The 17,821-nt window shown below is 67.0% G+C and carries 23 protein-coding genes; 7 read left to right on the top strand and 16 right to left on the bottom strand.

Annotated elements, in window-relative coordinates; genetic code table 11:
• Positions 1-90: 90 nt before the first annotated feature.
• On the top strand, positions 91-690 hold the full coding sequence (locus tag QQW98_RS05380; protein WP_290137083.1) for a ribonuclease T2 family protein: 600 nt from the start codon (positions 91-93) through the stop codon (positions 688-690).
• Here the strand turns inward: QQW98_RS05380 and QQW98_RS05375 are convergent.
• A complete protein-coding gene (locus QQW98_RS05375; protein WP_290136508.1) occupies positions 687-1,145 on the bottom strand; it encodes a nucleoside deaminase in 459 nt (152 codons plus the stop codon). The genes QQW98_RS05380 and QQW98_RS05375 overlap by 4 nt on opposite strands.
• 122 nt (positions 1,146-1,267) lie before the next feature.
• On the opposite strand from QQW98_RS05375, the gene rpmB reads away from it, so the two are divergent.
• Positions 1,268-1,564, top strand: a complete 297-nt coding sequence (gene rpmB / locus QQW98_RS05370) for a 50S ribosomal protein L28 (RefSeq protein WP_290136507.1) — start codon at positions 1,268-1,270, stop codon at positions 1,562-1,564.
• 76 nt (positions 1,565-1,640) lie between these two features.
• On the opposite strand, the gene QQW98_RS05365 is transcribed toward rpmB, so the two are convergent.
• Genes QQW98_RS05365 through xseA form a run of 4 tightly spaced genes read right to left on the bottom strand, consistent with a single transcriptional unit; the run spans position 1,641 to position 5,249 of the window.
• Positions 1,641-2,612, bottom strand: a complete 972-nt coding sequence (locus QQW98_RS05365; RefSeq protein ID WP_290136506.1) for an esterase-like activity of phytase family protein — start codon at positions 2,610-2,612, stop codon at positions 1,641-1,643.
• Between the two features lie 10 nt (positions 2,613-2,622).
• Positions 2,623-3,534 (bottom strand): M23 family metallopeptidase, encoded by a 912-nt coding sequence (locus QQW98_RS05360; protein WP_290136505.1) that lies wholly within the window; start codon positions 3,532-3,534, stop codon positions 2,623-2,625.
• The gene (locus tag QQW98_RS05355; protein WP_290136504.1) at positions 3,531-3,737 is read right to left on the bottom strand and encodes a DUF2093 domain-containing protein; all 207 of its coding nucleotides are present in this window, start codon (positions 3,735-3,737) and stop codon (positions 3,531-3,533) included. The genes QQW98_RS05360 and QQW98_RS05355 overlap by 4 nt, the downstream gene beginning before the upstream one ends.
• 27 nt (positions 3,738-3,764) lie before the next feature.
• On the bottom strand, positions 3,765-5,249 hold the full coding sequence (gene xseA / locus QQW98_RS05350) for an exodeoxyribonuclease VII large subunit (protein WP_290136503.1): 1,485 nt from the start codon (positions 5,247-5,249) through the stop codon (positions 3,765-3,767).
• Between xseA and purD the strand changes: the two genes are divergently transcribed.
• Complete coding sequence (gene purD, locus QQW98_RS05345; RefSeq protein ID WP_290136502.1) at positions 5,248-6,543, top strand: phosphoribosylamine--glycine ligase; 1,296 nt, start codon at positions 5,248-5,250, stop codon at positions 6,541-6,543. The two genes, xseA and purD, sit on opposite strands and share 2 nt — an antisense overlap.
• A gap of 2 nt (positions 6,544-6,545) precedes the next feature.
• Positions 6,546-7,244 carry a class I SAM-dependent methyltransferase gene (locus tag QQW98_RS05340; RefSeq protein WP_290136501.1) on the top strand — a complete coding sequence of 233 codons (699 nt, stop codon included), beginning with the start codon at positions 6,546-6,548 and terminating at the stop codon, positions 7,242-7,244.
• Between the two features lie 201 nt (positions 7,245-7,445).
• On the opposite strand, the gene QQW98_RS05335 is transcribed toward QQW98_RS05340, so the two are convergent.
• The gene (locus QQW98_RS05335; RefSeq protein ID WP_290136500.1) at positions 7,446-8,441 is read right to left on the bottom strand and encodes an adenosine kinase; all 996 of its coding nucleotides are present in this window, start codon (positions 8,439-8,441) and stop codon (positions 7,446-7,448) included.
• Positions 8,442-8,638: 197 nt separating this feature from the next.
• Here QQW98_RS05335 and QQW98_RS05330 point away from each other — a divergent pair, with 197 nt between their 5' ends.
• The 3 genes from QQW98_RS05330 to QQW98_RS05320 all read left to right on the top strand — a co-directional run bounded on the left by QQW98_RS05330 (position 8,639) and on the right by QQW98_RS05320 (position 10,396).
• Positions 8,639-9,367: an EI24 domain-containing protein gene (locus QQW98_RS05330; RefSeq protein WP_290136873.1), complete on the top strand. Its 729-nt coding sequence runs from the start codon at positions 8,639-8,641 to the stop codon at positions 9,365-9,367.
• A gap of 85 nt (positions 9,368-9,452) precedes the next feature.
• Positions 9,453-9,770 carry a hypothetical protein gene (locus QQW98_RS05325; protein ID WP_290136499.1) on the top strand — a complete coding sequence of 106 codons (318 nt, stop codon included), beginning with the start codon at positions 9,453-9,455 and terminating at the stop codon, positions 9,768-9,770.
• 257 nt (positions 9,771-10,027) lie between these two features.
• Positions 10,028-10,396, top strand: coding sequence for a hypothetical protein (locus QQW98_RS05320; protein ID WP_290136498.1), 369 nt, complete (start codon positions 10,028-10,030; stop codon positions 10,394-10,396).
• A 21-nt stretch (positions 10,397-10,417) separates the two neighbouring features.
• Here the strand turns inward: QQW98_RS05320 and QQW98_RS05315 are convergent, their stop codons facing one another.
• The 10 genes from QQW98_RS05315 to QQW98_RS05270 all read right to left on the bottom strand — a co-directional run bounded on the left by QQW98_RS05315 (position 10,418) and on the right by QQW98_RS05270 (position 17,695).
• Positions 10,418-10,777: a HesB/IscA family protein gene (locus tag QQW98_RS05315; RefSeq protein ID WP_290136497.1), complete on the bottom strand. Its 360-nt coding sequence runs from the start codon at positions 10,775-10,777 to the stop codon at positions 10,418-10,420.
• Positions 10,777-11,226, bottom strand: coding sequence for an SUF system Fe-S cluster assembly protein (locus QQW98_RS05310; RefSeq protein WP_404800886.1), 450 nt, complete (start codon positions 11,224-11,226; stop codon positions 10,777-10,779). Before QQW98_RS05310 ends, QQW98_RS05315 begins: the two co-directional genes overlap by 1 nt.
• 79 nt (positions 11,227-11,305) lie before the next feature.
• A complete protein-coding gene (locus QQW98_RS05305) occupies positions 11,306-12,565 on the bottom strand; it encodes a SufS family cysteine desulfurase (RefSeq protein ID WP_290136872.1) in 1,260 nt (419 codons plus the stop codon).
• Between the two features lie 71 nt (positions 12,566-12,636).
• A complete protein-coding gene (locus QQW98_RS05300) occupies positions 12,637-13,395 on the bottom strand; it encodes a SufD family Fe-S cluster assembly protein (protein WP_290136495.1) in 759 nt (252 codons plus the stop codon).
• Positions 13,395-14,153, bottom strand: coding sequence for a Fe-S cluster assembly ATPase SufC (gene sufC / locus QQW98_RS05295; protein WP_290136494.1), 759 nt, complete (start codon positions 14,151-14,153; stop codon positions 13,395-13,397). The genes QQW98_RS05300 and sufC overlap by 1 nt, the downstream gene beginning before the upstream one ends.
• 1 nt (position 14,154) lies before the next feature.
• Positions 14,155-14,844 (bottom strand): hypothetical protein, encoded by a 690-nt coding sequence (locus QQW98_RS05290; RefSeq protein ID WP_290137082.1) that lies wholly within the window; start codon positions 14,842-14,844, stop codon positions 14,155-14,157.
• Complete coding sequence (locus QQW98_RS05285; RefSeq protein WP_290136492.1) at positions 14,844-15,335, bottom strand: DUF559 domain-containing protein; 492 nt, start codon at positions 15,333-15,335, stop codon at positions 14,844-14,846. Before QQW98_RS05285 ends, QQW98_RS05290 begins: the two co-directional genes overlap by 1 nt.
• A gap of 166 nt (positions 15,336-15,501) precedes the next feature.
• Complete coding sequence (locus tag QQW98_RS05280) at positions 15,502-15,780, bottom strand: hypothetical protein (protein ID WP_290136491.1); 279 nt, start codon at positions 15,778-15,780, stop codon at positions 15,502-15,504.
• Complete coding sequence (sufB, locus tag QQW98_RS05275; RefSeq protein ID WP_290136490.1) at positions 15,777-17,273, bottom strand: Fe-S cluster assembly protein SufB; 1,497 nt, start codon at positions 17,271-17,273, stop codon at positions 15,777-15,779. The genes QQW98_RS05280 and sufB overlap by 4 nt, the downstream gene beginning before the upstream one ends.
• On the bottom strand, positions 17,270-17,695 hold the full coding sequence (locus tag QQW98_RS05270) for an SUF system Fe-S cluster assembly regulator (protein WP_290136489.1): 426 nt from the start codon (positions 17,693-17,695) through the stop codon (positions 17,270-17,272). Before QQW98_RS05270 ends, sufB begins: the two co-directional genes overlap by 4 nt.
• Between the last annotated feature and the right edge of the window lie 126 nt (positions 17,696-17,821).

Below are 17,821 nucleotides of genomic sequence, written 5' to 3'. Positions count from 1 at the left end.
GCCTTGTCGTCGTGGGTCGCTTGGCCGCCTGCCGATGCCTTGGCGCAAGCCTACCAGTGCAGGGCCCCCGCGCGGATCATCGTCCCGCCCGTGCGGCGCGACGGCCCCGTGCGGGTCATGCCGGTAACGGGCTATACCCTCGCCGCAAGCTGGTCGCCGGAATTCTGCCGGACGCGCACGCGGCAGGCCTCACAGGCGCGCCAGTGTTCCGGGCGCAGTGGGCGCTTCGGGATGGTATTGCATGGCCTGTGGCCGGACGGGCGCGGGGGCCGCTGGCCGCAATGGTGCCCGACAGCGCGCCAGCCCTCCCCCACGCTTCTCGGCGCGCAGATGTGCCGCTCGCCCTCCGCGCGGCTGGCGGCCCGGCAATGGGCGAAGCACGGCACCTGCATGGTGCGCCGGCCGGATACTTACTTCAAGGTGTCGGGCATCCTGTGGAATTCGCTGCGCTGGCCCGATCTCGACCGGCTATCCCGCGAAGACGGGCTGAACGCGGGGATCCTTCGGCAACGGTTCGCCGAGGCGAACCCGCCCTTCCAGCCTTCGATGGTCGGTATCAAGGCAAATGCGCGCGGTTGGCTGCAGGAAGTTCGGCTCTGCTACGGGCGTGACTTCATGCCGGTACGATGCGATCGCACGCGCTACGGACTTGCCGACAACGCGCCGCTCAAGATCTGGCGCGGCCTCTAGCCCCGCCGCTCGGCAAAGAATTCGCGCAGCAGGGCAGCCGCCTCGTCCGCCGCCATCCCGGAATAGACTTGCGGGGCGTGGATTGTCTGGGCCTGCGCGAACAGGCGCGCACCGTGCTCCACCGCGCCGCCTTTCGCATCGGAAGCCCCGTAGTAGAGCCGCGCGATCCGCGCGTGGGCGATGGCACCGGCGCACATCGCGCACGGCTCCAGCGTGACCCACAGGTCGCAATTGCCCAGCCGGTGGTTGCCAAGCGTTTGCGCGGCATCGCGCAAGGCGACGATTTCCGCGTGTCCGCTGGGGTCATGGTCGGCCAGCGTGCGGTTGCGTCCGCAGCCGACAATGGTGCCGCCCGAAACCACCACGGCGCCGACCGGCACCTCGCCCGCCGCCGCCGCTTCGCGCGCCAGCGCCAGCGCCTCGTTCATGAAATGCGAGAAGGGGTGCGCTGCCATCGCCTTTCTGCTAGTGCCCCCGGGCAAGCGCCGCAATGGCGCTCGTCGCTTGACGATTCGCACGGGCGCCGCTATGCGCGCGCCTTTCCTGTGAAACCCGAAGATTTGAACGAGAACCAACCATGTCGCGCATCTGCGAACTGACCGGCAAGACCCGCCAGGTCGGCAACAACGTAAGCCACGCCAACAACCGCACCAAGCGTGTCTTCCTGCCCAACCTGCAGAACGTGACGCTGCTCAGCGAAAAGCTGGACCGCAGCTTCAAGTTTCGCGTCACGACGCACGCGCTGCGCTCGGTCGAGCACAATGGCGGCCTCGACAACTGGCTGATGAAGACGCCCGACGCGAAGCTGTCGGCCCGCGCGCTCAAGGTGAAGCGCGAGCTGAAGAAGAGCGAAGGCGCCGAACAGGCAGCCTGACCGGTTGCGGGCCCACGGCCCGCGCCGCAAGTGCAAGAAGGGCGCGCCATGACGGCAGCGCCCTTTTTGCTGTCCGTCATCCGCGCGGCGGCGGGCGATAGCGCAGCCGCATCAGCACCGTGCGCTGCAACTGCACGCCGTTGTCGTCGCTGACCAGCCAGACGTCGAGCGCACCGTCGGGGCGCGGCGCCACCGCGATCCCTTCCATATTGTCGACCGGCGCGGGTGCGGCGATGCGGGCGATTTCGACGCCCGACCAGACCGCGCCCTCGCGGATAGCCTCAGGGTCCGCCAGAACGATCTTAGCAAGGAAGCCGGGGGGCATGACGCGCAATCCACGCAGCAGGATGAGCACTCGCCCGTCGGGCAAGGTCGCCGCATCGGTCGTGCGGTAGCCAAGCGGCGGGCGGAGAGAGAAGCGCAGTGGCGCTGCTGCCAAGTCGCTATAAAGCACGGCGCGCGCGGCCCTGTGCGCATCGGTCGCTTCTTCTACGAGGAGCAGTTCGCCGCCAGTCAGGAAGATCATCGTTTCGGCCCCGCCGTTGGCAGGCCAGTCTGCGGTCCCGGGGGTTTCGACATAGCGCCACGGCTCGCGCGCCGTAGCGCGCCAAGCGAGCTTGTCGGCGCCTTCGAAAGCGACCCATTCGCGCCCCGCGGGATCGATGGCGACCGCTTCGAGATCGCGCAGGTTCTTGACGACTTGCTTGTCGGATACGGCTTCAAATACCGGGTCGGGCCGCGCGGGCGGCGGGGCGAAGCCGATGCGCATGCCCTGGTCGCTCACCGCCACCAGCCGGCCGCTGCGCTGCACGGCTAGGCCGGACAGGCTGCCGAAGCCGGTAAACGGGCTCGTGATCTCCCACGCCTGTTCGAGCGCGATGTCCGCTCCGCCGCGCGCGACAGCGACGGCGGGGTCGAGCGGAATCTCCGCCAGCTCCAGCCCGACGCGGTCGTTCGAAGGAGGCGGTTCGTGCCGGATGCACTGCCCCGGCGCGGCGGCGAGCGCCAGCAGCAACGCTGCGCCAAGGCGACTGCGCGAAACCGCCATCGCGGGCGCTTTACATGGGGCCGGTCAGGAGGATGGGATCGAGCCGCGCCGCGCCCCACTTTACGCTCCAGTGCAAGTGCGGGCCGGTGGCCGAGCCAGTCGCGCCGATCCTGCCGAGATACTGACCCTGCCGCACGGTTTCGCCTTCCCCCACCGCCAGTTCGCTTGCGTGGAGGAACGCGCTGTTGAGGCCGTTGCCGTGGTCGACGATGAGGAGCTTGCCTTCGAGCGAGAATTCCTCGGGCGCAGCGAGCACTACAACTCCGTCCGCCGGCGCGACGAAGGGCACCCCGGCACCCGGCGCGATGTCGATACCGGAGTGGTAGCTGCCGGGAACGCCGCGATAGATTCGCTGGGACCCGAACATGCCGGAGATGCGGCCTTTTACCGGCCAGACGAAGTCCTGCCGCCAACCGTCGATATCCGAGCGGACGTCGCGCGCGGCGTTGATCCGGGCCAGTTCCGGCGCGCGGCGGCGCATGAATGCCTCGCTGGCGCTGCCGGTGGGACGGGCGAGATTGACCCGCTCCAGCCGCCATTCGCGCGGTGATACCTCTATCGTCTCCCGTAGGATGCGCCCGTCTTCCAGTCTCGCGACGAGTGTGGCGCTGCTTTGGGAATCGCGATTGATGCCGGCAAAGAAATAGCGGTCCACACCGAGCGCGACCTCCGCGTCGTCGATGGTCAGTGCGACCGTCCCGACAGGGGCGTAGCCGCGCACGAAGCCGCCTTGGGTGAACTCACCCTCCAGGGCGGTGAATTCCGCAGGCACGGGGATAGCGACCGCCGGCGGAGGGGCGGCAACCTGCGGCGTGATCGTCGGAGCGGGTGCAGGCGCCCTGCCAGAGGTATCGGCGGTGTCCACTTGCGGGATGCAGGCGGACAGCAACGTGGCCGTGGCGACGCTCGCGAAAAGCCTCATTCGCCCTCGCCCATCAGGCGCTGCGTCGCGGCTTCGGCCGTGGCGTAGGCTTCCTGCAAGTCGACGCTCCAATAACGCAGCGCCTCGAGCGGGATTTCCGCTTCGGTCGCGGCGCAGAAGACGAATTTACCGGGGCGCACGATGCGGAAATCGTTGGCGCTGTAGACGAGTTGGGCGGGGCCATCCTGGCGGGAAAACAACATGTCGGACCATGTAGGGGTCCGGCGACGCTAAAGCAATTTCGGTTGGTCCGCACCGGGAGGCTTTGCGGGCGCGCGCTTCGCTTTCGGCCTGACGGTGGGCTGGCTGACGGCCGGCGCGCTGCCGGTTGTCACCTCCACTGTGTCGTCCTTGAAGCGTAGCACCAGCGAGGCTTCCTGCCGGGCAGCGGCGGCCGACGTCCGCGGGTTGCCGTCAAGCCCGGTGACGAGCGCGAAGCCGCGGTCGAGCGGGCCGAGCGGGCTGAGCGTCCCGAAAACGCGCGCAAGACCGGCGAAGCGTTCCTGCGCAGTGCGCGCGTTGCGCTGGAGCAGCCGAGGTGCGAGCTTCGCCCGGTCCAGCTGCCGGCGGCGTTCCGCGATGCCGCGCTGGGCGAGGCCCGATTGCAGCCTACCCGCCCAGCCTAGCAGCGGCTCGCGCGCCTTCGCCGCCCGGTCGGCAAGGCCGCGCCGCAGCCTTTCGCCGAGATCGTCGAGCTTCTGTGCGGCTTGCTGGGTGAGGGCTTCGGGCCGGGGCAGGCGCTGCCAGCGCGCCTCCAGCCGTTCGCGCCCCAGCGTCACCGGACGGGGGGCGAAGCGGCGCTGGCGCAGGGCGAGATCGTCTATCTGCAAGGCAAGTTCCGCCCGGACGGGCACCGCCATTTCGGCCGCTGCTGTGGGTGTGGGCGCGCGGCGGTCGGCGGCGAAATCGGCCAGCGTGGTGTCGGTTTCATGGCCGACCGCGCTGATCAGCGGGATGCTGCATTCCGCGATGGCGCGCACCACGACTTCCTCGTTGAAGGCCCACAAATCCTCGATCGAGCCGCCGCCGCGGCCTACTATGAGCAGATCGGGCTGCGCGAGGGGGCCGTCTTTTGGCATGGCGTCGAAGCCGCGGATGGCGGCGGCGACCTGCTCCGCCGCGCCCTGCCCCTGCACGATGACCGGCCACAGCATCACGTGGACCCGGAAGCGGTCGGCCAGTCGGTGGAGGATGTCGCGGATGACCGCCCCTGTAGGAGACGTCACGACGCCGATCCTACGCGGCAGGAACGGCAGCGGCTGCTTGCGCGATGCGGCGAACAGCCCCTCCGCCTCGAACCGCAGCCGGTTCTTTTCGAGCAGGGCGAGCAGCGCGCCCTCCCCCGCGATCTCCATCCGTTCGATCACGATCTGGTATTTCGAGCGGCCCGGATAGGTCGTCAGCTTGCCGGTCGCGACGACTTCCAGCCCGTCTTCCGGCGCGAACGCGAGCCGCTGCGCGGTGCCGCGCCACATCACCCCGTCGAGCACCGCCTTGTCGTCCTTCAGCGCGCAATAGACGTGGCCCGATGCTGCCCGCTTCACGCCCGAAAGCTCCCCGCGCAGCCGGATGTAGCCGAATTCGCCCTCCACCATGCGCTTCAAACGCGCGGATATCTCGCTGACGGAAACCGGCTCGGCGTTGTCCCCGCGCACGCCCTTCGCTACCAGATCGCCATTCGGAACATCGGCATCGCTGCTATGGGGGTCGGCCATGAATATCCTGCTCATCGGTTCGGGCGGACGCGAACATGCGCTGGCATGGAAGCTGGCGCAATCCCGCGTGCTGGGCGGCGGTACGCTTTTCGTCAGCCCGGGCAACCCGGGGACGGCGGAATGCGGGCGCAACGTGCCGCTCGACGCCAAGAATCACGGTGAGGTCGCCGCGTTCTGCGCCGAGAACGACATCGGCCTGGTGGTCATCGGGCCGGAAGCGCCGCTGGTCGACGGACTGGGCGACAGCCTGCGCGCCAGCGACATCCCCGTGTTCGGGCCCGACAAGGCGGCAGCGCAGCTGGAAGGCAGCAAGGCCTTTACCAAGCGTTTGTGCGACCGGGCAGACATACCCACCGCGCGTTATTTCGAAGTCGCGACCTACGACGAAGGGCTCGCCGCGCTCGAGAAGCTGGGCGAGCCGCCCTATGTCATCAAGGCCGACGGGCTGGCGGCGGGCAAGGGCGTTGTCATCGCAGAGAGCGCGAGCGAAGCGCACGAGGCGCTAGCCGAAATGTTCGGCGGCAAATTCGGCGATGCCGGGTCGCAGGTCGTGATCGAGGAATTCCTTACCGGCGAGGAAGCCAGCCTGTTCGCCATCACCGACGGCGAGACCGTGGTGCCGTGCGGCAGCGCGCAGGATCACAAGCGCGTGGGCGACGGCGACACCGGCCCCAACACCGGCGGCATGGGCGCCTACAGCCCCGCGCCCGTCCTGACGCCGGAGCTGCGCGAGCGGGCAATGGCGGAGATCATCCGGCCCACGGTCGCCGCAATGAAGGCGGAAGGCACACCCTATTCAGGCGTGCTCTATGCCGGCCTGATGCTGACGACAGACGGCCCCAAGCTGATCGAATACAATTGCCGCTTCGGCGATCCCGAATGCCAGGTGCTGATGACCCGGCTGGAAAGCGATCTCGGCGAACTGATGCTCGCCTGCGCGAGGGGCGAACTGGCCGGGATCGGCGCACCGCAGCTGTCGCCCGACACCGCCATGACGGTGGTGATGGCGGCCGAAGGCTATCCCGGCACCCCGGCACGCGGCGGCACGATCGACTTGCAGGACGCCGAGGCTGAGGGCGCCAAGGTCTTCCACGCCGGCACGCGGATGGAGGACGGCGCGCTGGTCGCCGCGGGCGGGCGCGTGCTCAACGTTACCGCCACCGGCCCGACGGTCGAGGCCGCGCGCGATGCCGCCTATGCCGCCGTGGCCAGGATCGATTTTGCGACCGGCTTCTACCGCAGCGACATCGGCCACCGCGAGATCGCGCGCGAGCGGCAACGCAAAAGGGCCTGAGCGTGGGCATCCACGGCCCCGAATACGAGCTGATCGCGCGCACCATCCCCGGCGACCATGCGCGCACCTCCAGCGCGGAGGACATGGTCGCCGAGGCGCTGGCACGGTGCGGTGCGGACGCGCCCAGGGTGCTCGACCTGGGCTGCGGCGACGGGCGCGGCCTCGACCTCATCCGCGCCCTTGCGCCCGGGGCAGACTACACCGGCTGCGATATCGAGGTTTCGCCCGAAGTCGCCAGTCGCACGCGCGAGGACGGCAGGTTCGTCAGCTACAGCGGCACCGATTTGCCCTTTGCCGACGACAGTTTCGACATCGTCTATTCGCGGCAGGTGTTCGAACATGTCCGCCATCCCGACCGGGTGGTGGCGGAAATCGCCCGCGTGCTGAAATCGGGCGGGATCTTCGCCGGCTCGCTGTCCAACCTCGAGCCGTATCACTCGTTCTCGATCTTCAACTACACGCCTTACGGCCTGTTCCGCATCGTCGAAGACAACGGCTTGGTGCTGGACGCGATGCGCCCGGGGATCGAAGGCATGGCCTTGATCGCGCGGCAGCTGTCGATGCGGACCATCGGCCGCCTGCCACTCGCCTACCCGCTGTTCGCGGTCGCCGCGAAGCTTAAAGGCTGGGATGCGCGCACGCAGAATTACGCCAAGCTGCGCTTCTCGGGCCACATCTGCTTCTTGGCGCGAAAGGGGTAAGGGCGTTCGGAACCACAAACAGGGCGTGCGCCTTGTCAATGCCGTTGCGAAATAACCGGCAGCCGTGACGCTTGCGCCTCGCCACCCTGCCTATCTGGGGTCCCGCTGCGTTCTCGGCAGAGACGCTCGCCCGCATAAAAAGCGGGACCCCGGCTCGGTGGCCGGGGTGACGCGAGGGAACAGGCGCGCGGTGTGTAGTGTCTAGCCCAGCTTTTCCGCCATCAGCGCCTTCATGTCGGCTTCGGGCCGCGGGCCGTAATGGCTGATGACTTCGGCAGCGGCGATGGCGCCGCGCTTCAGGCAGCGCTCCAGGCTCTCCCCCTTCGCATGGCCGGACAGGAACCCGGCGGCGAACTGGTCGCCCGCGCCGGTGGTGTCGACGACCTTGTCGATGGGCTCCGCCGCCACTTCGGCCCGTTCGCCGTCATGGATGGCGACCGCGCCCTTTTCGCCCTTGGTCGCGACCAGCAGAGGCACCTTGCCGACGACGGCGGCGATGCCCGCCTCGAAGTCGCTTTCGCCCGTCAGCGTTGCCAGTTCGTGTTCGTTGACGAACAGGATGTCGATCACACCGTCGTCGATCATGGCGCGGAAATCGTCGCCGTGGCGGTCGATCACGAAGCTTTCGCTCGCAGTGAAGGCGATCTTGCGCTCGGCGCTGCGGGCCACGTCGATCGCGCGGCGCATCGCCTTGCGCGGTTCTTCCGGATCCCACAGATAGCCTTCGAGATAGAGGATCGCGCCGCTGGCGATCAGGTCCTCGTCCAACGCGGATGCCGGCAGGAACTGGCCCGCGCCGAGGAAGGTGTTCATGGTCCGCTCGCCATCGGGCGTCACGAAGATCAGGCAGCGCCCGGTGGGCGGCTCGTCGCTGAGCGGCGGCGTGTCGAAATCGATGCCGGTGGCGCGCATGTCGTGGGTGAAGACTTCGCCCAGCTGGTCGTCGCACACCTGGCCCACGAAGGCGCATTGCAGGCCGAGCAGCGAGGCGCCCGCCAGCGTATTCGCCGCCGATCCGCCGGAAACTTCGCGCGCCTGTCCCATCGCGTCGTACAGCCGCGTCGCACCCTCGGCATCGACCAGCGTCATCCCGCCGCGATTGAGGCCAAGCTCGGCAATGAGTTCGTCGGAGCAGCTGGCGATGACGTCGACCACGGCGTTGCCGATGGCGATAACGTCGTAACGGGGTTCGGACATGGAATTTCCTGCAGGTTGGGGCGCCGGAACCGACTTGGGTGGACGGGCGCCTGAAGTGACTGGCGGCGCGATAGGCGGCACCGGCCCGCCGTGCAAGCATCGCTCCCGGCAAATGGTTGCGTGGAGGCCGGGCCGTTGCGCGCCGCTCGATGGGTAATTGACAGCGTGGCGGGGGCGGGCGAGTGACCGTGGCTTCGATGACCGCCCTCCCCGCCTCCTACCTGCTCGCGCTGCGCCAACTGTTCGATCCGCAGATCCTGCGCATCCTGCTGAAATCGGTGCTGGTTTCCCTCGCGATCTTTGCGGTGCTCGGCCTTGCTGGCTGGTTCGCGATCGACGCGCTGCTGGCAGGCGGCGGTTTGACCGATACGGTGGTGCCCGGGGCAGGCGGTATCCGCGGCGCGCTGGCGTTTATACTCTCGCTGATCGGGCTGTGGCTGCTGTGGCGCATCGTCGCGATGGCGGTGGTGCAATTCTTCGCCGACGACGTGGTCGCGGTGGTCGAGGCGAAACATTATCCCGGCCGCGCCATGTCGGCCCGCACCATACCGATGGGCGAACAGGTTCGCGCCAGCCTGCGCGCCGCGGGTCGGGCGCTGCTCGTCAACCTGATCGCCCTGCCGGTTGCCCTCGCGCTGCTGATCACGGGCATCGGCACGGCCTTCGTGTTCCTGTTCGTCAACGCGATCCTGCTGGGGCGCGAATTGCAGGACATGGTCTGGAACCGCCATGCCGCGCCGGACATGCGGGACCGGTCGTCGGTGGGGCCGCCGGTCGGGCCGTTCCAGCGCTTCGGCCTCGGCGGTGTGGCGGCGGTCCTGCTCAGCCTGCCGGGCGTAAACCTCGTCGCACCGGTTCTGGGCGCTGCGGCCTCGACGCACCTCGTCCATCGCAATATGGGGCATGGCGATGACCCTGCGCGCTAGTATTCCGATCTTCCTCCTGGCCCTGTTGGGGGCTTGTGCGTCTACATCGCAAAGCGGGCCGCAGACGCGCTCGCAGGGGGGGGGCGTGCGCGTCACCTATCCGCAGGCACCGGTGCCCAGCACGCCGACCGTGCCGGGCGTGCAGGTGATGCAGCTTCCCGGCCTCGAAACGGTGATCGGCGCGACGGCCAGCCAGCTGAGCTCGCAATTCGGTGTTGCCGATCTCGACGTGGCGGAAGGCGACGCGCGCAAGTTGCAGTACCGCGGGCAGGCCTGCGTGCTCGAATTCTACCTCTACCCTGCGGAAAACGGGGTCGCTATCGCCACCTGGGTGGAAGCGCGGCGGACCAGCGACGGGCTGGATGTCGACCGGGCTGCCTGTATCCAGGCCCTCCGGCGCTAACCCGCAGCCAGACGGCGCTAACCGCGAATTAACGCCGTTTGCCTATGGTTCTCGCCGGATAATACCGGGGGACCAGCCGCACATGAGCTTGCATTTCGCCACCATCACCGAACGCGCCAGCGCCGACGGGGTGATCACGCCCGAAGAGGTCATGGCCCTGCGCCGCGTGCGTCGGCGCGCGCGAGGCGGAGCTGCTGTTCCGCCTCAAGGACGCTTCGCTGGGACAAGCCAACGATCCCGAATGGAAGCGCCTCTTCGTGCAAGGCGTGGCCAATTTCCTGATGGGCTTCGTCGGCGCAAATGCGCAGATCAGCCGCGAACGGGCGATCGAGCTCAACGCCGTCATCGCCGAGGATCGCGGCGGGATCGGCAGCATGATCGGCCGGGCGTGGAATGCGAAAGGCAACGTCCTGGGCGACGCCGCATGGGGCGTGAAAGTCGCCTTCAGCGGCGATCCGGAAAAGCACCGTATCGCAGCGCGTAATGCCGGGGTGGAGCGCGAAGCCGCGCTGGAAGACCACGAGCTGGAGTGGCTCTACGCCCGCATCGAGGCGGACGGCGAAGTCGACGAATACGAGCAGGCGCTGCTCGATTTCCTTGCCGAGGAAGAGGCCGCGAACCGCTGAGGCCCGCCGCGCCCCTACACGTCAGACCATGAAGCTTTCGCCGCAGCCGCAGGCGCCCTTGGCGTTCGGGTTTTCGAAGGTGAAGCCGGCGGAGAAATCGTCTTCCACCCAGTCCATCACGCTGCCGACGAGGTAGAGCACGCTCGCCCCGTCGATGTAGAACGTGCCGCCGGGCGTTTCGATCTTCTCGTCGAACTTCGCTTCCTCGCTGACATAGTCGACCGAGTAGGCGAGGCCCGAACAGCCCCGGCGCGGGGTCGACAGCTTGACGCCGATCGCATCGGCGGGCGCCTTCGCCATCAGCTGCGCGATCCGCGCCTCGGCGCGGGTCGTCAGCACGACGGCGGCTTTGGGGGCGGGGCGGGTCTTCGTTTCGGCCATCACAGCATCCCCAATTCGAGGCGCGCTTCGTCGCTCATCTTGGCCGGGTCCCACGGCGGGTCGAACACGAGATTCACCTGCGCATCGCGCACACCCGGCACCGCGCCGGCGCGCAGCTCCACCTCGGCAGGCATCGATTCGGCGACCGGGCAGTGCGGCGTCGTCAGCGTCATGGTGATGACCACATCCGCGTCGGCCGACACGTCGACGGCGTAGATGAGGCCGAGGTCGTAGATGTTCACCGGGATTTCCGGATCGTAGATTTCACGGACCGCCGCGACGACCGCCTCGTAAAGCTCGCCGCCCGGCTCGCCCGAAGGCACATTGGCGGGCTTCTTCGCAAGGAAGCCTTCGAGATAGTCGCGCTTGCGCTCGAGCTTTTCCGCCAAATTCTCCGTGGGCGCTTCCTCGTCCACCGCATCGGACACGCGCGCGCGCGGCGGCTTCATCGCCTCCTGCTCGGTGGGCGAGGGTGCGGCGATGAATTCGCGCTTCGTATCGGTCTGGCTGTCGGTCATCTGTCTTGTCCTAGCCGAAAATCTTGAGGGTGCGGTCGATCCCGCGAACCAGCGCCGCAATATCGTCCTCCGTCGAATAGAGGCCGAAGCTGGCGCGCGCCGTCGCCGGCACACCGAGATGCTGCATCAGCGGCTGCGCGCAGTGGTGGCCTGCGCGGATCGCCACGTTTTCCTCGTCCAATATGGTGCCAAGATCGTGCGGATGAACCCCCTCCATCACGAAGGAGACGATCCCGGCGCTTTTTTCCGGGCCGAGCAGGCGGACCGAATTGAAGCGCGACAATTCCTCGCGCGCCGTGGCGGCAAGGCGGCTCTCGTGCTCGAACAGCGCTTCCATGCCGCCCTCGCCCGCGGCCTCTTCGACATAGTCGATGGCGGCGTGGAGCGCGATCGCCTCGGTGATCATCGGCGTGCCGGCCTCGAACCGCTGCGGCGCGGGGGCATAGGTCGTGCCGCCGAAATCTACGCACTCGATCATCGCCCCGCCGCCCTGCCACGGGGGCATGGCCTGCAGGATATCCTCGCGCGCCCACAGCACGCCGATGCCGGTTGGGCCGTAGAGCTTGTGGGCGGAGAACACGAAGAAGTCGCAGTCCAGTTCCGCCATCGAAAGGCGCATGCGCGGCGCGCTCTGGCAGCCGTCGAGCAGGATCTTCGCGCCGACCGCATGGGCCGCTTTCGCCGCCCGCTTCGCGCCCAAGATCGAGCCGAGCACGTTCGAGACATGCGCCAGCGCGACGAGCTTGTGCCGCTCGGTCAGGTTGGCTTCCAGCCAGTCGAGATCGATGCGGCCATCCCCGGTCAGCGGGCAGACGTCGATTTCCGCGCCCGTACGTTCGGCCAGCAATTGCCAAGGCACGATGTTGGAATGATGCTCCAGCTGGCTGAGCATGATCCGGTCACCGGACGCGATATTCGCATCGCCCCAGCTTTGCGCGACGAGGTTGATGCCCTCGGTCGCGCCGCGCACGAATACGACTTCGTTTTCGGAAGCCGCGCCGATGAAATCCGCCACCCGCCGCCGGGCCGCTTCGAAGCCCAGCGTCATGTTGGCGGAGCGCGAATAGACGCCGCGGTGCACGGTGGCGTAGTCGCGGCCGAGCGCGCGGCTCATCGCGTCGATCACGGCCTGCGGCTTCTGCGCCGTCGCGGCAGTGTCGAGATAATGCCACGTCCCGCCGTCCGCGGTCAGCAGGCCGGGGAAATCGGCTTTGGAGCCCCTCCCCGTGCGGGGAGGGGTTGGGGAGGGGCCTGCGCCCTCCCGGTCCAGGCCAGCCTCCCCGGCAAGCCCCCCTCCATCTCCCCCCGCACGGGGGGAGGGTTTCAGGTTCGCGCTATCGCTCACAGATGCGCGTCCAGTTTCGACAGGGCGAGATCCATCAGCCGCTCGCTTTCCGCCTCGTCGTCCAGCGCCACGAAAGCATCGCCGAGGAAGGCGCGAACCAGCAGCTTGCGCGCCAGTTCGGGCGAAAGGCCGCGCGCCGCCATGTAGAAGCGGGCTGCCTCGTCCAGCTGGCCGACCGTCGCGCCGTGGGCGCATTTCACGTCGTCGGCAAAGATTTCGAGCTGGGGCACGGCGTTCACGCTTGCACCCTTTTCCAGCAGCAGCCCCTTGAAGTCCTGCGCCGCGTCGGTCTTCTGCGCGTCGCGCACGCAATCGATCCGGCCGAGGAAATTGCCGGTCCCCTGCCCCCAGTGGACGGCGCGGATAACTTGGTTACTGGTTGCTTCGGGTTCTGCGTGAACCACATGGGTTACAAACTCGCGCACCGTCTCCCGTCCGCCGACGGTCACGCCGCCAAGTTCGAAATGGCTCCCGCGCGCCAGCGTTACCTCAACCTCGACGCGGGCGTAATCGCCGCCCGCGATGACGCCGAAAAGTTCGCACGTCGCGCCTTCGCCCACGCGGATGCGCAGGCGGCGCACGTCGGTGCCGTGGCCTTCGATCGCGAAGGCGTCGCGGAAGGTTTCGCCCGGCCCCACGTCGATGGTGCGCCAGTCGTCCAGCGGCACATCGCCCAGCGCTTCGACGGCGGAGTAGCGCCAGGCTTCGTCCTTGCGGGTCGGCCGGGCGCCGGAAAGAGTTGCTGCGTCTGCCATTACGCCGCCATCACCTCGTCATAGCCCTGGTCCTCGAGCTGGCGTGCCAGCTCCGGCCCGCCGGTCTTCACGATGCGGCCGTCGGCGAGGATGTGGACGAAATCGGGCTGCACGTAATCGAGCAGGCGCTGGTAATGCGTGATCAGCAGCACCGCCTTGTCGGCTGAGCGCATGATCGAATTGATCCCGCTGCCGACGATCTTCAGCGCATCGATGTCGAGCCCGCTGTCGGTTTCGTCGAGGATCGCCAGCTTGGGGCCGAGGATGCCCATCTGGACCATCTCGGCGCGCTTCTTCTCGCCGCCGGAGAAGCCGACGTTCACGTTGCGCTTCAGCATGTCCATGTCGAGCTGCAGCAGGCCGGCCTGTTCGCGCGCCAGCTTCAGGAAATCGCCGCCCGACAGCGGTCCCTCGCCGCGCTCCCCGCGCTGCGCGTTCAGCGCCTCGCGCAGGAACTGGACGTTGGATACGCCGGGAATCTCGACCGGGTACTGGAAGCCGAGGAACAGGCCGAGCGCGGCGCGCTCGTGCGGCTCGAGGTCCAGAAGATCCTTCCCCATGAAGGTCACGCTGCCGTCCGTGACCTCGTAGCCCGGGCGGCCGCCCAGCACATAGGCCAGCGTCGACTTGCCCGCGCCGTTCGGCCCCATGATGGCATGGACCTCGCCCGCGTTCAGTTCGAGGCTGAGGCCCTTGAGGATCGGCTTGGCGTTCTCGCCTTCCCCGACCGTGGCGTGGAGGTTTTCGATTTTCAGCATGTCAGGCAGTCAATCCGGTTAGGTTGGCAATGATGCGCGCGATCTCGTCGTTGAGGGCGCGGACGGCTTGGTCTTCGGCTTCGTCGCGGGCGGGGCCTTCGAGGCCGCGCGTGGCAGCGGCGACGCGGTGGTCCTTCACTCGCCCGATCTGTGCCCCGCACAGGGCGCGCAGTGCGACGACGGCTTCGACGAGGCTGGTGCGGGGGGCGCCGGCGGCGCCCGCTTTCAGGCAGGCATCGAGGCGGCGCTCGGCCTGGGCGGGCGAACCCCCGTCGTCCGGTTGTGCAGCGGCTGACTGTCCGACCGGGCGACCGGCGATTTCGCAGGCACGCGCCAGCGCGATGCCCGCCGCGCTGTTTTCGGCCACGGGTTCGTGCTTGGTGGGATGCGGGGCGTCCTGCCAGCTCTCGAGAGTTTCGCCGTCCGCGTCGAAGCTGGTCGAAAGCGCCACTTGCGAAGTCCGCTTGTCGCACTGGAAGGACCAGATCTGGAAAGCGCTGGCAACCCCATCGTCCATCGGCGTGTCGAGCGTGATCATCACTTCCGCGATCAGCGAGCCGCGCCCGCTGTCGCGCACGCTGCGGGGGTAGAGTTCGAAAGTGACCCCGTCGTCGGTGACGAGAAACGTCTCGGCGGGCGGCGTCTGCGGGGCTGGCGTTGCGACAAGCAGGGCGGATGCGAAGAGGGCCATCATTGGCGTTCTTCCCGCGGGCGCGAATTGCGGCGGTGTTCGCGGCGGGCCTCCTGCTTGTCCGCGATGCGCAGGCGCATGCCGGCGGTGATGCGCTGGAGCACCGCATCCATGTTTTCCAGCACGTCCTTGGCCGCAAGGTGCATGGTGCGGATGCCGACCGCTTCCAGGCTCTTGTCACGGCGGCGGGCGATTTCTTCGGGCGTGTCGTCCTCGTCGATCACGATCGCCATGCCGAGCTGGTGGCAGTTGAAATCCACGATCGCGCTGCCGACCACGGCGAAGCGCTTGAAGGAATAACGCCCGAAATCGGCCCTTGCGAAACGCTCGGCCAGCGCCTTGTGCGCGTCGGACGGATGCCGCCGCATCTCGCGCGCCTGGTCGTGCAGCCGGTCGAGCCGCTTGTCGGAAATCTCCCAGCCACGCCCGCGCTTCTTGAGCGCGGGCGCCTCGGTGGATTCGCGCAGGTTGAGGGTTTTGCGGTCAGTCAATGCTTATGTTTCTTTCGCCAAGTCCCGTCTTTATTTTTTGCGCGGACCAAACCTGCATTCGGTCCGTCTTTCACTTTGGGCCCCCCGGCGTTCTCGCGATCATTTCCATGGCGGTCACGCCGCGGCTCGTCTTCATCACTACCGAACAGAAAGCTAAAAAGACCCATCATCCATTCTCCTTCTTTCCACCGCTCAGCAATTCATCTGTGCCTTTCCCAGTCCGGATCTTCCCACCAACTACGTAAAGCGCAACCACCACAAAGTAATGGATTATCGAGGCAATTGGGTGGAATTCGACGTGCGAAGACAGGAATATGAATGCCGCAAGCAGAAGGGCGCTCACAAGGTAGGGTCGCCTACCTGCGAAGAGCCAGCCTGCTGCAATTACAGGAAGGAAAGAAAGAGCGATTAAGCCAACCAAGATTGCTAGGAATCCACCCATCACCCCACACTCCCCTCAAGCGAGATCGCCAGCAGCTTCTGTGCTTCCACGGCGAATTCCATCGGCAGTTGCTTCATCACTTCCTTGGCGAAGCCGTTGACGATCAGCGCCATCGCCTCTTCCTCGCCCAGGCCGCGCTGCATGGCGTAGAACAGCTGGTCGTCGCTGATCTTGCTGGTGGTGGCCTCGTGCTCGATCTGCGCGGTGGGGTTCTTCACCTCGATATAGGGCACGGTGTGCGCACCGCATTCGCTGCCGATCAGCAAGCTGTCGCATTCCGTCCGGTTGCGCACATTGTCCGCATTCGGCCCCACGCGGACGAGCCCGCGATAGGTGTTGTTGCTCTTGCCCGCACTGATTCCCTTGGAGATGATCGTGCTGCGGGTGCCCGGCGCGTTGTGAACCATCTTGGTTCCCGTATCCGCCTGCTGGTGGTTATTCGTAACCGCGACCGAATAGAATTCGCCCACGCTGTCGACGCCGTTGAGCACGCAGGAGGGATATTTCCACGTCACCGCGCTGCCGGTTTCAACCTGCGTCCAGCTGATCTTGCTGCGCGCGCCCTGGCACAATCCGCGCTTGGTCACGAAATTATAGATCCCGCCCTTCCCCTCGGCATCGCCGGGGTACCAGTTCTGCACGGTCGAATACTTGATCTCCGCATCGTCCATCGCGACCAGTTCCACCACCGCGGCGTGCAGCTGGTTCTCGTCGCGCATCGGCGCGGTGCAGCCTTCGAGGTAGCTGACGTAGCTGCCTTTCTCGGCGACGATCAGCGTGCGTTCGAACTGGCCGGTGTTCTCCGCATTGATGCGGAAATAGGTGGACAGTTCCATCGGGCAGCGCACGCCTTCGGGAATGTAGACGAAGGTGCCGTCCGAAAAGACCGCGCAGTTGAGCGTGGCGAAATAATTGTCGCGCTGCGGCACCACCTTGCCGAGCCATTTCTTCACCAGCTCCGGATGCTCGCGGATCGCTTCGGAAATCGACATGAAGATGACGCCGGCGGCTTCCAGTTCCTTGCGGAAAGTGGTCGCCACGCTGACGCTGTCGAACACTGCGTCCACAGCCACCTTGCGCGCACCTTCCACCCCGGCGAGCACTTCCTGCTCCGCGATCGGGATGCCGAGCTTGTCGTAGACCGCCTTGATCTCCGGATCGAGCTCGTCGAGCGAATCCAGCTTCGGCTTTGCCTTGGGCTCGGCGTAGTAATAGGCATCCTGGTAATCGATCTTCGGATAGCCGAGCTTGGCCCAGTCCGGCTCTTCCATGGTCTGCCACAGGCGGAAGGCCTTGAGGCGCCAGTCGAGCATCCACTCGGGCTCGCCCTTCTTGGCGGAAATGAAGCGGACGGTGTCTTCGTTCAGGCCCTTGGGCGCGAAATCCTGTTCGATGTCGCTGGCCCAGCCGTATTCGTAGTCGGCGGCCCTGGCGGCGGCTTCGCGCGCCTCGGCGTCCATCACGGGGTTTTCCTGAATGTCGGTATCCTGGCTCATGCCGCTTCCCTGGAGTTCGTGTCCGCAGCCTGCGCCAGCTGGGTCAGGCTGATGCCCGCCAATGCGCCGCGCAGGGCGGAATTTATCATCGGCCAATGCGGCCGGACATAGCATTCATGACCTACTGCGCAGTCGCTACCCTCGACGCAGGCGGTCAGCGCGATCGGCCCTTCCACCGCCTCGACGATGTCGGCCAGCGTGATCGCCGCTGCCGGGCGCGCCAGCTGCAACCCGCCGTTCGCGCCGCGGGTGGAGCGCAGCAGGCCGGCTGCCGAAAGCTTGCTGACCAGTTTCTGCACGGTGGGCGCAGGCAGACCGGTTTCGCCGGCCAGCTCCGCCGCGCTGGTTCGCCCGTCGCCGCAATGGCGCGCGGCCTGGCTCATGGTGAGCACAGCGTAATCGGCAAGGTTGGACAGTCGCATAGGGAGCTCGGCTCTGCGGTCCGCATCAATTCGGACCAATTCGTTCCGAATAGCAGCTAGGCGCGCAAAACCGCCCTTTCAAGGCGAAAACCCTTGTTGCGAGTCGTTCTTAAATGTCGGTATCGC

Source organism: Alteriqipengyuania flavescens (assembly GCF_030406725.1).
Classification (GTDB): domain Bacteria; phylum Pseudomonadota; class Alphaproteobacteria; order Sphingomonadales; family Sphingomonadaceae; genus Alteriqipengyuania_B; species Alteriqipengyuania_B flavescens.
The sequence above is the reverse complement of the archived record's forward strand: the minus strand, read 5'-3'. Positions and strand labels throughout refer to the sequence as shown.

Coding starts and splice junctions, on each gene's coding strand:
- QQW98_RS05375 (WP_290136508.1), bottom strand. CDS start 1,145: ATGGCAGCGCACCCCTTCTCGCATTTCATGAACGAGGCGCTGGCGCTG.
- rpmB (WP_290136507.1), top strand. CDS start 1,268: ATGTCGCGCATCTGCGAACTGACCGGCAAGACCCGCCAGGTCGGCAAC.
- QQW98_RS05365 (WP_290136506.1), bottom strand. CDS start 2,612: ATGGCGGTTTCGCGCAGTCGCCTTGGCGCAGCGTTGCTGCTGGCGCTC.
- QQW98_RS05360 (WP_290136505.1), bottom strand. CDS start 3,534: ATGAGGCTTTTCGCGAGCGTCGCCACGGCCACGTTGCTGTCCGCCTGC.
- QQW98_RS05355 (WP_290136504.1), bottom strand. CDS start 3,737: ATGTTGTTTTCCCGCCAGGATGGCCCCGCCCAACTCGTCTACAGCGCC.
- purD (WP_290136502.1), top strand. CDS start 5,248: ATGAATATCCTGCTCATCGGTTCGGGCGGACGCGAACATGCGCTGGCA.
- xseA (WP_290136503.1), bottom strand. CDS start 5,249: ATGGCCGACCCCCATAGCAGCGATGCCGATGTTCCGAATGGCGATCTG.
- QQW98_RS05335 (WP_290136500.1), bottom strand. CDS start 8,441: ATGTCCGAACCCCGTTACGACGTTATCGCCATCGGCAACGCCGTGGTC.
- QQW98_RS05330 (WP_290136873.1), top strand. CDS start 8,639: ATGACCGCCCTCCCCGCCTCCTACCTGCTCGCGCTGCGCCAACTGTTC.
- QQW98_RS05315 (WP_290136497.1), bottom strand. CDS start 10,777: ATGGCCGAAACGAAGACCCGCCCCGCCCCCAAAGCCGCCGTCGTGCTG.
- QQW98_RS05310 (WP_404800886.1), bottom strand. CDS start 11,226: ATGAAGCCGCCGCGCGCGCGCGTGTCCGATGCGGTGGACGAGGAAGCG.
- QQW98_RS05300 (WP_290136495.1), bottom strand. CDS start 13,395: ATGGCAGACGCAGCAACTCTTTCCGGCGCCCGGCCGACCCGCAAGGAC.
- sufC (WP_290136494.1), bottom strand. CDS start 14,153: ATGCTGAAAATCGAAAACCTCCACGCCACGGTCGGGGAAGGCGAGAAC.
- QQW98_RS05290 (WP_290137082.1), bottom strand. CDS start 14,844: ATGGCCCTCTTCGCATCCGCCCTGCTTGTCGCAACGCCAGCCCCGCAG.
- sufB (WP_290136490.1), bottom strand. CDS start 17,273: ATGAGCCAGGATACCGACATTCAGGAAAACCCCGTGATGGACGCCGAG.
- QQW98_RS05270 (WP_290136489.1), bottom strand. CDS start 17,695: ATGCGACTGTCCAACCTTGCCGATTACGCTGTGCTCACCATGAGCCAG.